This is a genomic window from Plantibacter sp. MMLR14_011 (genome assembly GCF_001865025.1).
GTDB classification, from domain to species: Bacteria; Actinomycetota; Actinomycetes; order Actinomycetales; family Microbacteriaceae; genus Plantibacter; species Plantibacter flavus_A.
In genome coordinates this window covers 341,390-356,562 of sequence record NZ_MJGW01000017.1, presented here as the reverse complement: position 1 = coordinate 356,562, position 15,173 = coordinate 341,390, and the positions used below count along the sequence as shown (strand labels likewise).

Here is a 15,173-nt window from a genome sequence, read left to right as displayed (position 1 = left end):
GGTCAGGCGTGCAGTGCCGCGTTCAGCTCGACGCCCGAGCCCGAGCGGGGGAGCACTTCGACGGCACCGGTGAGCGAGTTCCGACGGAACAGGAGGTTGGGGACACCCGACAGCTCGACCGCCTTGACCGTGCGCGGCGCGCCCTCGGCCGTGGCCGCAGCACCCGCGAGGACGACCTTGGTGCCCGCGGTCACGTAGAGACCGGCCTCGACCACGGAGTCGTCGCCGATCGAGATGCCGATGCCGGAGTTGGCGCCGAGGAGGGCGCGCTGACCGATCGCCACCCGCTGCGTACCACCGCCGGAGAGCGTCCCCATGATCGACGCACCACCGCCGATGTCGCTGCCGTCGCCGACGACGACGCCCTGCGAGATGCGGCCTTCGACCATCGACGCGCCGAGGGTCCCGGCGTTGAAGTTGACGAAGCCCTCGTGCATGACGGTGGTACCCGGTGCCAGGTGGGCGCCGAGCCGGACGCGCGAGGCGTCGGCGATCCGGACCTTGTCGGGCGTCACGTAGTCGAGGAGTCTCGGGAACTTGTCGATGCCGGTCGCGTGGATGCCGGCGCGGAGGAGTGACGGTCGGAGACGGTCGAAGTCCGCGGGGTGCACGGGGCCGGCGTTGGTCCAGACGACGATCGGGAGGTGCGCGAAGACACCGTCGAGCGAGATCGTGTTCGGCTGGACGAGCAGGTGGCTGAGCAGGTGTAGCCGCAGGTAGGCGTCCGGGGTGCTCTGCGGAGCGGCCTGCAGCTCGATCTCGACGGTGACGATGTCGATGCGGACGGCCCGGCGCTCGTCGTCGGTCGCGAGGGCCTCGAGGTCTGCGGGGGCGATCCAGCGGTCGCGGCCCTCGGGGATCCGTCCGAGCGAGGGCTCGGGGAACCAGGTGTCGAGCACGGTGCCGTCGGCGGCGATGGTCGCGAGGCCGGAGCCCCAGGCGTGAGTCGGAACGGGGGTCTCGGCAGGCGCAGCGGTCATGGCTCCAGGGTACCGGCCAACACTCAGGCCGACGGCCAATACACTGGTGCCATGCCAGCCGAAGTCCCCGTACTCGACCTGTCCGTCTCCTCGGTGGAACTCACCCAGCAGCTGTGCGACATCGCCTCCGTCTCGGGGGACGAGGCCCGCATCGCCGACGCGATCGAGGCGTCGCTCGAGGGTCTCGAGCACCTGACGATCGTGCGCGACGGCGACACGGTGGTCGCTTCCACCTCGCTCGGACGTGCCCAGCGGGTCATCATCGCCGGCCACATCGACACCGTCCCGATCAACGGAAACGTCCCGACCCGGTTCGAGGAGCGCGACGGCGAGGCGGTGCTCTGGGGTCGGGGGACGGTCGACATGAAGGGCGGCGTCGCGGTCCAGCTGAAGCTCGCGGCTGAGCTCACCGATCCCATCGTCGACATCACCTGGATGTGGTACGACAACGAGGAGGTCGCATCCGATCTCAACGGCCTCGGGCGTCTCGCGCGGAACCGTCCCGACCTCTTCATCGGTGACTTCGCGATCCTCGGCGAGCCGAGCAACGCCGGCGTCGAGGGCGGTTGCAACGGAACGCTCCGCGTCCACGTGAGCGCCCACGGCAAGCGGTCGCACGCGGCCAGGAGCTGGGTCGGCGTCAACGCGATCCACGCGATCTCCCCGGTCCTCGCGACACTCGCCTCGTACACGCCACGGGAGGTGGAGGTCGACGGGCTCGTCTACCGCGAGGGCGTCAACGCGGTCGGGATCACCGGCGGCGTCGCCGGGAACGTGATCCCCGACCTCGTCACCGTCGAGGTGAACTACCGCTTCGCTCCGAGCCGGACGGGTGCCGAGGCGCTCGCCCACCTCGAGGAGCTCTTCTCGGGCTTCGAGGTCGTGCAGACGGACGTCGCGGAGGGCGCTCGTCCCGGGCTCGACGCGCCGATCGCGCAGGACTTCCTGGCCGCGGTCGGCGGCACACCCGCCCCGAAGTACGGCTGGACGGACGTCGCACGCTTCTCCGCACTCGGCGTCCCCGCCGTCAACTACGGACCGGGTGACCCGCTCCTCGCCCATGCCGACGACGAGCGCGTCCCGCTCGCGCACATCGAGGACTGCGAGCGCGGGCTCCGCGCCTGGCTGACCGGGCCCGATGGTCGCTGACACGGCCCACTCGACCGAGGTCGAGGAGCGGCCGTCGATGCTCCGGCGCTGGGCCCGCCTGCCCTGGTGGGGGCGGATCGTCATCGTGTACGTGTTGTCCCGCCTGGTGACGACCGTGATGTTCGCGGTCGCGAGTCTGCTGCAGGCGCCGGACTCCCGGTTCGGCGCGTTCCCCTCGCTGGGGACGCTCGCCGCCGGCTGGGACGGACAGTGGTACTGGTGGATCGCGACGTACGGCTACCCGACCCAGCTGCCGCTCGACGACGCCGGCCGGGTCGCGGAGAACGCGTGGGCGTTCATGCCGGTGTATCCAGGGGTCGTCAAGGCGCTCTCGGTCGTCACCTTCCTGCCGTGGCCGGTCATGGCCGTGATCGTTTCGCTGTGCTGTGGCTTGGGGGCGGCCCTGCTGTTCCACCGGCTCCTGCGCATCCGCCTCGGCGATGAACGGGCGATGTTCGCCGTCGTGCTGTTCTGCATCGCCCCGCTCAGCGCCCTGTTCCAGGTCGCCTACGCGGAATCGATGTTCCTGCTGCTGCTGACGCTCGCGCTGCTCCTGCTCGTGACGCGCCGGTACGGCTGGCTCCTCGCGGTCATCCCGGTCATGGCGTTCACCCGCCCCGGAGTCCTGGCCTTCTCGCTCCTGCTGGGCCTCCATCTCATCGTGCGGATCGTCACGCGACACCGCGACCCGCTCGCGCGCCGGGAGGTCGTCCTCATCCTCGCGGGCGGGGCACTCGCCGCCGTCGCCGGATTCGCGTGGATGGTCATCGCCGGCCTCGTCACCGGGACTCCGGAGGCCTACCTCGAGACGGAGCTGGCGTGGCGGGCCGCCTTCATCGGGGAGCAACCCCTCGTCCCGTTCTCCGCCTGGATCCAGGGCGGCCAGTTCTGGTTCGGAGATGGTCCGGGCATTGCCGTCGTCGTAGCGGTCTTCGTCGGCTCCGTCGTGCTCCTGTTCCTCCCGCCGGTGCGTCGGCTCGGAGCCGACCTCCGGTTGTGGGTGGGGTCGTACCTCCTCTACCTCTTCGCGGTGTTCTTCCCGCAGACGAGTGTCTTCCGGCTGCTCGTCCCGGTCTTCCCGCTCCTCGGTGCGGTCGCCGTCCCACGGAACCGCTGGTACCGCGGCGGCGTCGTCATCGTCTCGCTGGCGTTGCAATGGTGTTGGATCTTCGTCATGTACGGCCTCGCGAACGCGTATTGGACCATTCCCTGAGCGCGGATCCGGCGTCATCCTGCGCCTCGCCGCGCTCAGGATTATCACGAGCCCCCGTGATACGAGATAATAGGGGTCAGTCGAACAACGAGAGGGGACTCGCATGGCCGCAATGAAGCCACGCACCGGAGACGGGCCAATGGAGGCCGTGAAGGAGGGTCGGCTCATCATCGTGCGAGTGCCTCTTGAAGGGGGAGGGCGTCTCGTCGTGTCGGTCAACGACGCAGAGGCTCAAGAACTGCATGATGCACTCGCGGGTGTGGTGAGCGCGGGCTGATCCCCGTCACCGACGCCGCATGAGTCGAGAACCGGCCGTCATCACTACTCTCAGAGTCAGGATGGCGGCCGGTTCGTCGTCGTGCGGAGGGCTCAGAGGTTCGGTTTGGTGATCTGCAGGAGGCCGTCGCCGGCGGGGGACAGGGCGCTGACGACCGCGTCGGACGCGGAGATCTCCTGGACGAGCGAGCGGAAGAGTCCTGTGGTCTCGTCCCGCTGAGCCGGATCGGCCACGCGGCCCCGCCAGAGCGCGTGCGGGACGAGCACGGTGCCGCCGGGACGCACCAGACGGAGTCCGTGCTCGACGTACTCGATGACCGATCCCGGGTCGCCGTCGACGAGGACGAGGTCGTAGGAGTTCTCGTTCATCCGCGGCAGGACGTCGAGCGCGCTGCCGGTGATGAGGCGGATGCGATTGGTCGTGATGCCGGCCTCCGTGAACGCCGCGCGTGCCTGCTGCTGGTGCACGATCTCGGTGTCGATGGACGTCAGCACCGCGCTCGTGGCACCGCGGAGCAGCCAGAGCCCGGAGACGCCGGTGCCGGTCCCCACCTCGACGATGGACTCCGCGCGGGTGGCCGCGGCCACCACCGCGATCTGCGCGCCGATCGCCGGAGAGATCGGTTCGACACCCAGTTCGTGCGCGTGAGCGCGCGCCGTGAGCATCGCCGCGCTCTCGACGACCACGTCGCCCGCGTACTTCCAATTGAGATTGTGTTCTGACACCTTGCCTCCGGATCCCAGCGTATGGCCTGCAACTGCTCCGACAGCTGAGGCTCGCGCGGTAGTCTGATGTCGTGTTCGGTCTGACCTTCGACAAACTCCTCATCATCGGGGTCATCGCCGTGTTCCTGCTGGGTCCGGAACGGCTGCCGTACTACGCGTCCCAGCTGGCGCGACTCGTCCGCACCCTCCGAGACCTCGCCTCCGGCGCCAAGGACCGGATGCGCGAGGAGATGGGGCCGGAGTTCGACGAGGTCGACTGGAAGAAGCTCGACCCACGTCAGTACGATCCGAGACGCATCATCCGCGAGGCGCTCCTCGACGACGAGCCTCCGGTGACGCCGACGGTCGCGACGACCGCTCCGCTCGACGCGGCTCCCGCGGCCGCCGCTGCAGCCGTTCCGTCGCTCGAGAAGCCGAAGTCGATCCAGGCGGCGACCGACGAGCGCCTGCGCCGACTCGCCGCCGGAGAGACCGCCGCGCCCCCGTTCGACCTCGAAGCCACCTGAGCCCGCTTCGGTCGCACGCGTCCGACCCGGACGGCTCAGCTCGTGCTGACGCCGAGGCGACGACCGGCGAGGCCACGCGGTCTCGCAGCGAGCTGACCGGCCAGCCGGAGGATCTCGGCGGCCGCGGGATCCGTCGGATCCGAGAGGACGATCGGCAGCCCGGCGTCTCCGCCCTCCCGAAGCGGGACGCTGAGCGGGACCGAGGCGAGGAGCGGTACCGGGGCGTCCTGGCCGATCGACAGCCGCTCTGCGAGCGCCTCGCCACCCCCTGAGCCGAACAGCTGCAGGACGCTGCCGTCGGGCTGGGGGAGGCCCGCCATGTTCTCGATGACGCCGTAGACGCGCTGCCCGGTCTGCCGCGCCACCACGCCGCTGCGCTCGGCCACCTCGGCGGCGGCCGGCTGCGGTGTCGTGACGACGAGCACCTCGGCGTGGGGGAGCAGCTGGCCGATGGAGATGGCGACGTCCCCGGTGCCGGGCGGGAGGTCGAGGAGCAGCACGTCGAGGTCGCCGAAGAACACGTCGGTCAGGAACTGCTGGATGGTGCGGTGGAGCATCGGTCCGCGCCAGGCGACGGCGACGGCGGTGGTGCCGTCCGTCGGTGGGTCGATGAACATGCCGATCGAGACGACCTTCACGCCGTGGGCGACGGGTGGCAGGATCATGTCGCCGACCTGCGTCGGTTTGACGGCCAGGCCGTCCTCGACCAGGCCGAGGAGCCCCGGGATGGAGAACCCGTGGACGTCCGCGTCGACCAGGCCGACCCGCAGACCGCTGGTGGCGAGTGCGACGGCCAGGTTCGCGGTCACCGTCGACTTCCCGACACCGCCCTTGCCGCTCGTGACGGCGTACACGCGGGTCAGTGAGTCCGGGCCGAACGGGATGCCGCGGGCGCTCCGGCCGCCTCGGAGGCGCTCCGTGAGTGCCTGACGCTCCGCCGTCGTCATCACCTGGACGTCGACCGCGACGCTCGTCACCCCGGGGGTCGCGGCGGTAGCGTCACGGACGTCGCGCTCGATGCTCGCCGCTGCCGGACAGCCGACGATCGTGAGCTTGATCGTGACATCGGCGGCACCGGTGTCGTCCACCGTGATCGGGCCGACCATGTCGAGTTCGGTGATCGGTTTGCGGATCTCGGGGTCGATGACGCGGGCGAGCGCGGTCCTGATCCGCTCGGCGAGGCCGATGTCAGCCGCGCCGGCGTCAGCCACGCCGACGCTCAGGCCCGTCGTGTTCGGGCTGGTCGGTGCGATCCCGATCGAGTTCCTCGAGGAGGGAGCGCAGCTCGGCGCGGATGAAGTCCTTCGACGCCATGTCCTTGAGAGCCAGGCGCAGCGCGACGACCTCACGGGCGAGGTATTCGGTGTCGGCGAGGTTCCGTTCGGACCGCTGCCGGTCCTGCTCGATCTGCACGCGGTCGCGGTCGTCCTGGCGGTTCTGGGCGAGCAGGATGAGCGGAGCGGCGTACGAGGCCTGGAGCGACAGCACGAGCGTCAGCGCCACGAAGCCGATGTCGACCGAGTCGAACCGGAGGGCGAGCGGACCGTAGGTGTTCCAGGCGATCCACAGGATGACGAAGAGGGTGAGGCCGAGGAGGAACCACGGTGTGCCCATCGCCCGGGCGATCCATTCGGTGAACCGGCCGAAGCGGTCGCGCGAGGCCGGGGCACGGCGGATGGAACGGACGGAACTCCGAAGCCCCTTCGGAGCGTCGAGCCGGACCTCATTGCGGGGAGCTCGTGCCACGACCTGCCCTCCTTCCGTTCGATCCGAGCCGCTGTTCCGACGCCGGGAGTTCATCGTTCTCGTCGATGCTGCGCCAGTCGTCCGGGAGCAGGTAGTCGAGGACATCGTCGATCGTCACGACGCCGAGGAGCCGGTGCTGTTCGTCGACGACGGGCACCTGGACGAGGTTGTAGCTCGCGAGGATCCGCGAGACCTCGGCGGCGGAGGTCCGCACGCCCACCGGATCGAGGCTCTGATCGAGCAGGGTCCCGAGGCGCTCGTGCGGCGGGTAGCGGAGCATGCGCTGGAAGTGCACCATCCCGAGGAAGCGTCCCGTCGGCGACTCGTACGGCGGCAGGGTGATGCAGACGCCGGCCGCCAGCGCCGGTGCCAGCTCGGAGCGTCGGATCGACGCGAGGGCCTCCGCGACGGTGGCGTCGGCGGAGAGGATGATCGGCTCGGTCGTCATGAGGCCACCCGCGGTCTCCGGGTCGAACCGGAGCAGCATGCGGACGTCCTCGGCCTCCTCCGGTTCCATGAGCTCGAGGAGGTGCTCTCCGCGATCCTCGGGGAGCTGGGCGATGAGGTCGGCGGCGTCGTCGGGCTGCATCTGGTCGAGGACGTCAGCCGCGCGGTCGTCGTCGAGCTGGCCGAGGATCTGCACCTGGTCGGTCTCGGGCATCTCCTCGAGCACGTCCGCGAGTCGGTCGTCGGACAGCTCCTCAGCGACCTCGATCATCCGGTCGCGCGGGAGGTCGAGGAGCGTGTTCGCGAGGTCGGCCGGTTTCAGGTCGGCGTAGGTCGCGATGAGCTGCTCGGCGGACTGCGCCTCGCCGAGTTCCTGCTCCTCGCGCAGCTCGTTCCAGGTGGCGAAGGTCGTCGGGCCCTTCACGAAGGGGGAGGCGGTGGTCTTCGGGCGGCGGACGAACAGCTGCGACACCTGCCACTCGCCGGGCCCCTGCTCCTCGATGGCGACATCCTCGATCGTCGCCTCCTCGCCGGTGGTCCGGAAGACGACACGTCGGCCGAAGAGTTCGGCGATCACGCGTACCTCGCCACCGCGCTGCTCGAACCGGCGGACGTTGATGAGTCCCGTGGTGATGATCTGCCCGGCACCGATGCTCGTCACGCGGCCGATCGAGACGAACACGCGGCGCTTGCCGGGGATCTCGACGATGAGGCCGACGACCCGCGGTGGTTTGCCGGTGCGGTAGACGACGAGCACGTCCCTGACCTTGCCGACACGATCGCCCGCGGGGTCGAAGACGGTGCACCCGGCGAGCCTGGCGACGAACACTCTGGTTGCACTCACGACTACTAACCTACCCGCCGGTGGTCGGCCTGGAGTGCCCGCTCCGGGCGGGGTGAGAGGATGGAGGTATGAGTGATCCGCGACAGTTCGGCCGGAAGGGCGCCCCGGCGCTCGGCGTCATCCCGCGAGGCGAGACGGTGGCCAGCTACGAGAGCTACGAGTCCGCGCAGGCCGCGATCTCGTCGCTCGCCCACACCGATTTCCCGGTCAAAGAGATCTCGATCGTCGGCAGCGATCTCAAGAGCGTCGAACGCGTCACCGGTCGCCTCAGCTACGGCCGTGCTGCGGGAGCCGGTGCGGTCAGCGGTGCCTGGCTCGGACTGTTCCTCGGGCTCGTCCTCGTCATCTTCAACCCCGAGACGAACCTCATGCTGCTCGGTGCCGCGGTGCTCATGGGTGCTGCGTTCGGCATGCTGTTCGGCATCGTGTCGTACTCGGTGACCCGCAAGCGGCAGGAGTACACCTCGGCCACGCTCGTCGTCGCGACGCGCTACGACCTCATCGTCGGCGGTGAGCTCGCGAACCGTGCACGCAACCTCCTGGAGCGCGGCCCGGAGTCCGACGCGGGCTGATCCAGCCGCGTCAGGCTCCGAGCCGTCGCCCGACGGACGGGCTCAGCGCGCGAGCCAGGCCTCGACCTCGTCCGCGGTGCGCGGGATGCCGGCGGAGAGGTTCTCCGCGCCGTCCTCGGTGACGAGGATGTCGTCCTCGATCCGGACGCCGATGCCGCGGTACTCCTCGGGGACCGTGAGGTCGTCGACCTGGAAGTAGAGGCCGGGCTCGATGGTGAAGACCATGCCTGGCTCGATCACGGCGTCGGCGTACATCTCGCGACGTGCCTGGGCGCAGTCGTGCACGTCGGTGCCGAGGTGGTGGCTCGTCCCGTGCACCATGTACCGCCGGTGCTGCTCGTTCTCCTTCAGGAGGGCTTCCTCAGCGGTGACGGGGAGCAGGCCCCACTCGGCGGTCTTGCGTGCGATGACCGCCATCGCGGCCGCGTGCACCTCGCGGAACCGGATGCCGGGGCGGACGATGGCGAAGGCCTCGTCGGCCGCCTCGCGGACGGCCTCGTAGACCCGGCGCTGGACCTCGGTGAACGTGCCGGACACCGGGAGCGTGCGGGTGATGTCGGCGGTGTAGTAGCTGTCGAGCTCGACGCCGGCGTCGATGAGGATGAGGTCGCCCGGGACGACCCGTCCGTCGTTGCGTGTCCAGTGGAGGATGCAGGCGTGCGGTCCTGCGGCGGCGATGGTCTCGTAACCGACGCCGTTCCCATCGGCGCGAGCCCGCCCGGCGAAGACGCCCTCGACGATGCGCTCGCCGCGCTCGTGAGCGAGGATCTTCGGGAGTTCGGCGATGACGTCGTCGAAGCCGCGCGCGGTCGCGTCGACGGCGAGACGCATCTGCGCGATCTCGTAGGCGTCCTTCACGAGGCGCATCTCCGACACGGCGCGCGTCAGCTCGTCGTCGACGTCGACCGTGAGATCGGCGGCGTCGGCCGTGAACGCCGAGAGGTCGGCGGTCGTGACCGCGAGGTCGGCCGCCACCTGGGCGAGCGACGGACGTGCACCGATCCAGAACTCGCCGATCGCGGCGTTCGTGTAGAACTCGTCGGTGTCGCGGCCCGCTCGCTCTCGGAAGTACAGGGTCGCGGTGTGGCCGGACCCCTCGGGATCGAGCACGAGGACGCTGTCTGGTTCGGTGTCGGCCGCCCAGCCGGTGTAGTACGAGAAGGCGGAGTGCGCCCGGTACAGGTAGTCGGTGTCGTTCGACCGCTGCTTCATCCCGCCCGCGGGGAGGACGAGACGCTGACCGGGGAACTGAGCGGACAGGCGTTCACGACGAGCCGCTGCCAGGCCGGCGGTCTCCCGCGGCTCCGGCAGGACCTCGGGGCGGTCCGCCCACCCGGTGCCGATGAAGGCACGGAAGCCCTCGGACCAGGCGGCCGCCCGGTTGGAGGTCGCCTCGGTCTGGACGGTGTTCGAACTGGATGTGTCTGCGGAAGTCGCCATGCCTCCATTGTCGCACTGCGGTGGCGACAGGTGCCCGTCGCTCAGCCCGCCGTGCGGGGGAGCAGCGTCGCGACCACGGGCCGGTGATCGCTGCCGGTGCCGTCGACGTCGGTGAGGACGCGAGCCGACACGGTGACCCATCCCGGTGACGCCATGACATGGTCGATCGGCGCGCCGAGGACCGCCGGGAGCTCGGTCGGCCAGGTACCGAGCCCGGCTGCCGCGTCGGCCGCGGCGGCGTCGTGGCATGCGCCCAGGTCGCCGACGCCGCGCAATCCGGCGAGGTGGTCGAGCGTCGCGTTGAAGTCACCGGCCATGATCATGTCCGCGTCGTCGGTGCAGCGGTCGGCGAGATCGGCGAGTTCCGAACGCCAGTCGTCGAGCCGACTCGGTAGTGGGGCCGTGGTGTGGACGGCGACGAGGGTCGGTCCGCGACCGAGGACCGGATCGGCGATGAGGGTCTCTGAGCGTTCGATGGCGGTCGGCCCGGTCGCCGTCGGTGCACGGACCGCGTACTCGCCGAGTCCGGTGCTGATGAGGAGGCTCGTCCCTCCTGCGTCGGCGGCGGTCGAATGCGCCACCATCGGCCGTCCGGCGGCGGTCATCGTGGCGGCGACGACCGCCGCGGTGTCGGACGAGGTCTCCGGGAGGGCGACGACGTCGGCGCCCTCACGCACCGCGATCGCCGCGATCGTCCCGGGGTCGACGGCGTCGCCGAGGGTGTTCCAGGCGAGGACCGTGACCTGATCCGCGAGATCGGTCGCCTCACCGGCGACCATCTGATCGTCGACCCCGCGGTTGGCGGTGACGACGGCGCCGGTGACCGAGACCGCGGCGAGGACGACCGCCAGGATGGCGGGGAGCACGCGGCGGGATCCCCGGACCAGGATCGTCGTCACGAGGCAGAGGAGGGCGCCGCCGGCGGCGGCGATCGCCACGACGAGGCGGAACGCGCTCAGTTGGACGACGACCTGGGCCTGTTCGAGACCGAACAGGCCGGGGAGGACGGCCACGACCAGCAGGGCCGTGGTCGCGATCGCGAGCACGGCCGCGATGACGCCACCGACGGTCTTCAGCACCCGCGTCAGCGTAGGCGAGCGGTCTGGGAGTCCTCGGGGCGGGACCTGCGACTAGGGTGGAAGCGTGGTGAGCGCTCGAGACATGCACGGCCCCGCCGATCTGCACACGCACTCGAGCGTCTCGGACGGCACGGAGACGCCGACGCAGCTGATGCGCGCTGCCGGTGCCGCAGGGCTCGGCACGATCGCCCTCACCGACCACGACTCCACCGCCGGCTGGGCCGAGGCGGCCGTCGAGTCGCGTCGCCAGGGCATCACGCTGCTCCCCGGAATGGAACTGAGCACCCGCTACGAGTGGCGGAGCGTGCACCTGCTCGCGTACCTCATCGATCCGCTGAACGGCGACCTGCTCCAGGAGACCGCGAAGATCCGGGAGTCCCGGCTCCGGCGGGCCGAAGGCATCGTGGCACGCATCGGTGACGACTACCCGCTGTCCTGGTCGGACGTCCTCGCGCAGACCCGCGAAGGCGCGACTGTCGGCCGGCCCCACATCGCCGACGCCCTCGTCGCCCTCGGGATCGTGGCCGACCGTGGTGAAGCCTTCGACGGCATCCTGCATCCGCGCACCGGGTACTACGCGCCGCACTACGCGCCCGACCCGCTCACGGCGGTCAAGCTCGTCCGCGCCGCCGGTGGTGTCCCGGTGATCGCCCACCCGGTCCCGGCCGGTCGCGACCGGATGCTGCCCGAGCCGTACTTCCGCGAGCTCGCCGATGCGGGTCTGTTCGGGCTCGAGATCGAGCACCGCGAGAACACCGAGGAGGGCAAGGTCGTCGTGCGCCGGATCGCCTCAGAGCTGGGCCTCGTCGCTACCGGCTCGAGCGACTATCACGGCACCGGTAAGCCGAACCGCCTCGGCGAGAACACCACGGACATCGACGTGGTCCGGCGCATCGTGGGCGAGGCCACCGGCTCGGCGCCCGTCCTGCCCGACTGACCCGCGGCGCGTCGGGAGTTCCCGTCGAACCTCTTCCGGTCACTGAGCCTGTCGACGTGCTCACGGAGACGCAGCGGATCTGAGGGGACGATGGTCGGAACACCCTTCGACACGCTCAGGGACCGGTATCCCTCGGTCACCAACCGTGTCGAGCCCAGCGCTCGCGACATGCGGAACGCCCGCATCCGGAAGGGTGCGGGCGTTCTGCGTGGTGGATCTACGCCGTCGGTGCCGGGGGTGCGGTGCGGCGCGTCCGGCTCCGACGGCGGGGAGCGCTGTTGCCGTCGCGGTGCTCCGGACCGTGGCCGTCGTGTGTGCCTGCCGCAGGCGCGCCGCGGTCGACGGTGTCGGTCGAGGCGGCGTCGTGCGTCCGCGAGTGGGCGCGGGTGCTCGGCTGGGACTCGAGCCGCGTGCTGGTCGGCTGGGTGCGGTCACCTCCTCGTCCGCCGCGCTCACCACCGCGACCGCCGCCGGTCCGCGAACCGTCGCGTCCGCCGCCGGTCCGGGAACCGTCGCGTCCGCCTGCGCTCCGCGAACCCTCGCGTCGCGGAGCGGGCTCGACGGCCTTGGCGGGCTTCAGTCGGCCCTTCGTGCCTTCGGCGATCCCGAGGTCGGTGAACAGGTGCGGGCTCGAGGAGTAGGTCTCCGTCGGCTCCGGCTGGCCGAACTCGAGGGCGCGGTTGATGAGCGCCCACTTGTGGAGGTCGTCCCAGTCGACGAACGTGACGGCGATACCCGTCTTCCCGGCACGACCGGTACGACCGACGCGGTGGAGGTACGTCTTCTCGTCCTCGGGGATCGTGTGGTTGATGACGTGGGTGACGTCGTCGACGTCGATGCCACGGGCGGCGACGTCGGTGGCGATCAGGACGTCGCGTTTGCCGGCCTTGAACGACGCCATCGCCCGCTCGCGCTGCTCCTGGTTGAGGTCGCCGTGCACCGCCGCGGCGTTGAACCCGCGGTCGGTCAGTTCCTCGACGAGCTTCGCGGCGGCACGCTTGGTCCGCGTGAAGATCACGGTCTTGCCGCGTCCTTCGGCCTGCAGGATGCGCGAGATCACCTCGTCCTTGTCGAGCGAGTGCGCGCGGTAGATGAGGTGCTTGATGTTGGCCTGCGTGAGCCCCTCGTCGGGGTCGCTCGCCCGGATGTGGATCGGCTTGCTCATGAAGCGGCGGGCCAGGGCCACGATCGGACCGGGCATGGTCGCCGAGAACAGCATCGTGTGACGCGCGGCGGGGGTCTTGGAGAAGAGCTTCTCGATGTCGGCGAGGAAGCCGAGGTCGAGCATCTTGTCGGCCTCGTCGAGCACCATCTCGGTGATGCCCGAGAGGTCGAGGAGACGCTGGTTGTTGAGGTCGATGAGACGGCCGGGCGTGCCGACGACGATCTGGGCGCCGGCCTTCAGCTGCTCGATCTGCCCCTCGTAGGCCTTGCCGCCGTAGATGGAGACGAGCGTCGTGGACCGGTTCGAGATGAGGATCTCGATGTCCTCGGACACCTGGACGGCGAGTTCGCGGGTCGGGACGACGACGAGGGTCTTGACGCCGGGAGCCGGGTCGAGGCCGAGGCGCTGGACGATCGGGATGCCGAACCCGAAGGTCTTGCCCGTGCCCGTCTTGGCCTGGCCGATGATGTCCTGGCCGGCGAGCCCGAGCGGGATCGTCTGCTCCTGGATGGGGAATGGTTCGATGATGCCCTTGGACGTGAGGGCGTCGACGATGTCCTGGTCGACACCGAGATCAGAGAAAGTCACGGAGATACCTGTCAGTGCAGTCATGGTCTACACCTTCGATTGCACACAGGTGTAGGGCCCCGATCCGACGCCGGGGCACGGCTATTCTACCCGGGAGGTCCCGAGAGGCCGCTGGGCGCGCGGAACACGGCGATCGGCGTGCTGCGGATAGGGTGGTCGCATGGCTCGTTGGTTTGCACGACGTCGGCGTCCCGGCACGCAGACGCCTCGTCTGCGCTCGCGGGAGGACGCCGTCCAGGCGACCCGCGTCGACCTCCACGAGCTCGCGCCCAGCACCGCGGACTACCTCGGTCAGGTGGCGCAGCTGCAGCTCGGGTTCTTCATGACGCTGTCGTTCGCCGTCGAGCACGCTCCGAACGACGCCGATCGGGAGACGCTCGCAGAGGCCGCCGCCACGGCGCTGCGCAAGCACCAGGCGCTGCTCGCGTGGCTCCGGAGGACGAGCGACGACCCCGTCGCCGTGCTCGAACCCTACGCACGCACGCGGGACGAGTTCCAGGCGATCCTGCGAACCGGTACCTGGGACGAACTCCTGCTGGGCGTCCTCGTGGCGCGGGGCTTCCTCGACGAGTTCTTCGCGCAGCTCGCACGCGGCCTGGACGGAGCGGACGCCCGGGATCTGGCTGCCATCGTCGCCCCCGGTCCCGAGGAGGACCCGCTCGTCGGGATCCTGCACCGGGTGATCGCATCGCATCCGGAGCGCGCTTCGACGCTCGCGATGTGGGGCCGCCGGTTGCTCGGCGACACCATGCTCGTCGCCAGGTCGGCCCTCGTGACCGAGAGCAAGGCGCTGCCGGACGACGCCCGGGTCGAACCGGTCTACACGGAGCTCATCGCGAACCACACCAGACGGATGGACGCGCTCGGGCTCACGGCCTGACCGGTCGTCCCCTCCGACACGACGACGCCGCCGCTCCGGCTGGAGCGACGGCGTCGATCGATCGAGCGCCTCGGGTCAGGCGGCGACGCCCTGCTGCAAGCGGGTCAGCATCGCCTCGTCCGACGAGGTGCGGACGCGGACGAGCACGAGGTCGACCACCACACTCACGATGACGGACGCGCCGAAGGCGAGCACCCAGATCCAGCCGCCGTCCCACGCCATGCCGGCCCACGTCGCCGCGACCCAGACCACGGCGGCGACGAGCGTCGCGACCGCCGGGATGAGGGCTGCGCCGTGCTGGTCGCGGCCGGGCAGGAGGTAGCGGACGGCGAGACCGAGGATGGCGCCGCCGAGCACGACGAAGAGGAGTTCCATGGTCAGCCGACGAATCCGATGCGGCGGGACTCCTCGGTTCCGAGCTCGACGTAGCCGATGCCCGCGGTCGGGATGAGGTAGCTGGTGCCCTTGTCGTCCTTGAGTGCGAGCAGCTTGGCGTCCGTCTCGAGCGCGGTCTTGACCGCCTGCTCGATCTCCGACGCCGGCTGCGAGGTCTCGAAGCCGATCTCGCGAGGGCTGTTGAGGATTCCGATGCGAATTTCCACCTTGAGTGCCTTTCGGTTGCGTA

17 protein-coding genes are annotated in these 15,173 nt (G+C 70.2%); 7 read left to right on the top strand and 10 right to left on the bottom strand.

Going from position 1 to position 15,173, the window contains the following annotated elements; translation table 11 throughout:
• Positions 1–2 precede the first annotated feature (2 nt).
• Positions 3–980, bottom strand: coding sequence for a 2,3,4,5-tetrahydropyridine-2,6-dicarboxylate N-succinyltransferase (gene dapD, locus BIU99_RS10090; protein ID WP_071261031.1), 978 nt, complete (start codon positions 978–980; stop codon positions 3–5).
• Between the two features lie 51 nt (positions 981–1,031).
• Between dapD and dapE the strand changes: the two genes are divergently transcribed.
• From dapE to BIU99_RS19365, 3 genes are all read left to right on the top strand, one after another.
• A complete protein-coding gene (gene dapE / locus BIU99_RS10085; protein ID WP_071261029.1) occupies positions 1,032–2,129 on the top strand; it encodes a succinyl-diaminopimelate desuccinylase in 1,098 nt (365 codons plus the stop codon).
• Positions 2,119–3,342, top strand: a complete 1,224-nt coding sequence (locus BIU99_RS10080) for a hypothetical protein (protein ID WP_254773609.1) — start codon at positions 2,119–2,121, stop codon at positions 3,340–3,342. Before dapE ends, BIU99_RS10080 begins: the two co-directional genes overlap by 11 nt.
• A gap of 103 nt (positions 3,343–3,445) precedes the next feature.
• Positions 3,446–3,619, top strand: coding sequence for a DUF3117 domain-containing protein (locus BIU99_RS19365; RefSeq protein ID WP_079002123.1), 174 nt, complete (start codon positions 3,446–3,448; stop codon positions 3,617–3,619).
• A gap of 92 nt (positions 3,620–3,711) precedes the next feature.
• Here the strand turns inward: BIU99_RS19365 and BIU99_RS10075 are convergent, their stop codons facing one another.
• Positions 3,712–4,344 carry an O-methyltransferase gene (locus BIU99_RS10075; protein ID WP_064296167.1) on the bottom strand — a complete coding sequence of 211 codons (633 nt, stop codon included), beginning with the start codon at positions 4,342–4,344 and terminating at the stop codon, positions 3,712–3,714.
• A gap of 71 nt (positions 4,345–4,415) precedes the next feature.
• Between BIU99_RS10075 and BIU99_RS10070 the strand changes: the two genes are divergently transcribed.
• Complete coding sequence (locus BIU99_RS10070) at positions 4,416–4,850, top strand: hypothetical protein (RefSeq protein ID WP_064296168.1); 435 nt, start codon at positions 4,416–4,418, stop codon at positions 4,848–4,850.
• 35 nt (positions 4,851–4,885) lie between these two features.
• On the opposite strand, the gene BIU99_RS10065 is transcribed toward BIU99_RS10070, so the two are convergent.
• From BIU99_RS10065 to BIU99_RS10055, 3 genes are read right to left on the bottom strand one after another with little or no spacing between them, the layout of a single operon-like run.
• Positions 4,886–6,061, bottom strand: a complete 1,176-nt coding sequence (locus BIU99_RS10065; RefSeq protein ID WP_071261027.1) for an Mrp/NBP35 family ATP-binding protein — start codon at positions 6,059–6,061, stop codon at positions 4,886–4,888.
• The gene (locus BIU99_RS10060) at positions 6,054–6,596 is read right to left on the bottom strand and encodes a DUF1003 domain-containing protein (RefSeq protein WP_071261025.1); all 543 of its coding nucleotides are present in this window, start codon (positions 6,594–6,596) and stop codon (positions 6,054–6,056) included. Before BIU99_RS10060 ends, BIU99_RS10065 begins: the two co-directional genes overlap by 8 nt.
• Positions 6,574–7,887, bottom strand: a complete 1,314-nt coding sequence (locus BIU99_RS10055) for a magnesium transporter MgtE N-terminal domain-containing protein (protein ID WP_071261023.1) — start codon at positions 7,885–7,887, stop codon at positions 6,574–6,576. The genes BIU99_RS10060 and BIU99_RS10055 overlap by 23 nt, the downstream gene beginning before the upstream one ends.
• 68 nt (positions 7,888–7,955) lie before the next feature.
• On the opposite strand from BIU99_RS10055, the gene BIU99_RS10050 reads away from it, so the two are divergent.
• Positions 7,956–8,459 (top strand): general stress protein, encoded by a 504-nt coding sequence (locus BIU99_RS10050; RefSeq protein ID WP_071261021.1) that lies wholly within the window; start codon positions 7,956–7,958, stop codon positions 8,457–8,459.
• A gap of 42 nt (positions 8,460–8,501) precedes the next feature.
• Here the strand turns inward: BIU99_RS10050 and BIU99_RS10045 are convergent, their stop codons facing one another.
• On the bottom strand, positions 8,502–9,899 hold the full coding sequence (locus BIU99_RS10045) for an aminopeptidase P family protein (protein ID WP_064296173.1): 1,398 nt from the start codon (positions 9,897–9,899) through the stop codon (positions 8,502–8,504).
• A 41-nt stretch (positions 9,900–9,940) separates the two neighbouring features.
• On the bottom strand, positions 9,941–10,978 hold the full coding sequence (locus BIU99_RS10040) for an endonuclease/exonuclease/phosphatase family protein (protein ID WP_071261019.1): 1,038 nt from the start codon (positions 10,976–10,978) through the stop codon (positions 9,941–9,943).
• Between the two features lie 82 nt (positions 10,979–11,060).
• On the opposite strand from BIU99_RS10040, the gene BIU99_RS10035 reads away from it, so the two are divergent.
• Positions 11,061–11,915, top strand: coding sequence for a PHP domain-containing protein (locus tag BIU99_RS10035; protein ID WP_064296175.1), 855 nt, complete (start codon positions 11,061–11,063; stop codon positions 11,913–11,915).
• 217 nt (positions 11,916–12,132) lie between these two features.
• Here the strand turns inward: BIU99_RS10035 and BIU99_RS10030 are convergent, their stop codons facing one another.
• Positions 12,133–13,692, bottom strand: coding sequence for a DEAD/DEAH box helicase (locus BIU99_RS10030; protein ID WP_175484377.1), 1,560 nt, complete (start codon positions 13,690–13,692; stop codon positions 12,133–12,135).
• A 136-nt stretch (positions 13,693–13,828) separates the two neighbouring features.
• On the opposite strand from BIU99_RS10030, the gene BIU99_RS10025 reads away from it, so the two are divergent.
• Entirely contained in the window at positions 13,829–14,548 is a 720-nt protein-coding gene (locus tag BIU99_RS10025) for a ferritin-like fold-containing protein (RefSeq protein ID WP_064296177.1), read from the top strand.
• A gap of 75 nt (positions 14,549–14,623) precedes the next feature.
• On the opposite strand, the gene BIU99_RS10020 is transcribed toward BIU99_RS10025, so the two are convergent.
• Positions 14,624–14,923, bottom strand: a complete 300-nt coding sequence (locus BIU99_RS10020) for a hypothetical protein (protein WP_064296178.1) — start codon at positions 14,921–14,923, stop codon at positions 14,624–14,626.
• A gap of 2 nt (positions 14,924–14,925) precedes the next feature.
• Positions 14,926–15,150, bottom strand: a complete 225-nt coding sequence (locus BIU99_RS10015; RefSeq protein ID WP_064296179.1) for a DUF3107 domain-containing protein — start codon at positions 15,148–15,150, stop codon at positions 14,926–14,928.
• Positions 15,151–15,173 lie beyond the last annotated feature (23 nt).

Bases quoted from the DNA above. Each gene is read 5' to 3' on its own strand.
- BIU99_RS10030 (WP_175484377.1), bottom strand. From the start codon at position 13,692: ATGACTGCACTGACAGGTATCTCCGTGACTTTCTCTGATCTCGGTGTC.
- BIU99_RS10050 (WP_071261021.1), top strand. From the start codon at position 7,956: ATGAGTGATCCGCGACAGTTCGGCCGGAAGGGCGCCCCGGCGCTCGGC.
- BIU99_RS10020 (WP_064296178.1), bottom strand. From the start codon at position 14,923: ATGGAACTCCTCTTCGTCGTGCTCGGCGGCGCCATCCTCGGTCTCGCC.
- BIU99_RS10045 (WP_064296173.1), bottom strand. From the start codon at position 9,899: ATGGCGACTTCCGCAGACACATCCAGTTCGAACACCGTCCAGACCGAG.
- BIU99_RS19365 (WP_079002123.1), top strand. From the start codon at position 3,446: ATGGCCGCAATGAAGCCACGCACCGGAGACGGGCCAATGGAGGCCGTG.
- BIU99_RS10035 (WP_064296175.1), top strand. From the start codon at position 11,061: ATGCACGGCCCCGCCGATCTGCACACGCACTCGAGCGTCTCGGACGGC.
- dapE (WP_071261029.1), top strand. From the start codon at position 1,032: ATGCCAGCCGAAGTCCCCGTACTCGACCTGTCCGTCTCCTCGGTGGAA.
- BIU99_RS10080 (WP_254773609.1), top strand. From the start codon at position 2,119: ATGGTCGCTGACACGGCCCACTCGACCGAGGTCGAGGAGCGGCCGTCG.
- dapD (WP_071261031.1), bottom strand. From the start codon at position 980: ATGACCGCTGCGCCTGCCGAGACCCCCGTTCCGACTCACGCCTGGGGC.
- BIU99_RS10025 (WP_064296177.1), top strand. From the start codon at position 13,829: ATGGCTCGTTGGTTTGCACGACGTCGGCGTCCCGGCACGCAGACGCCT.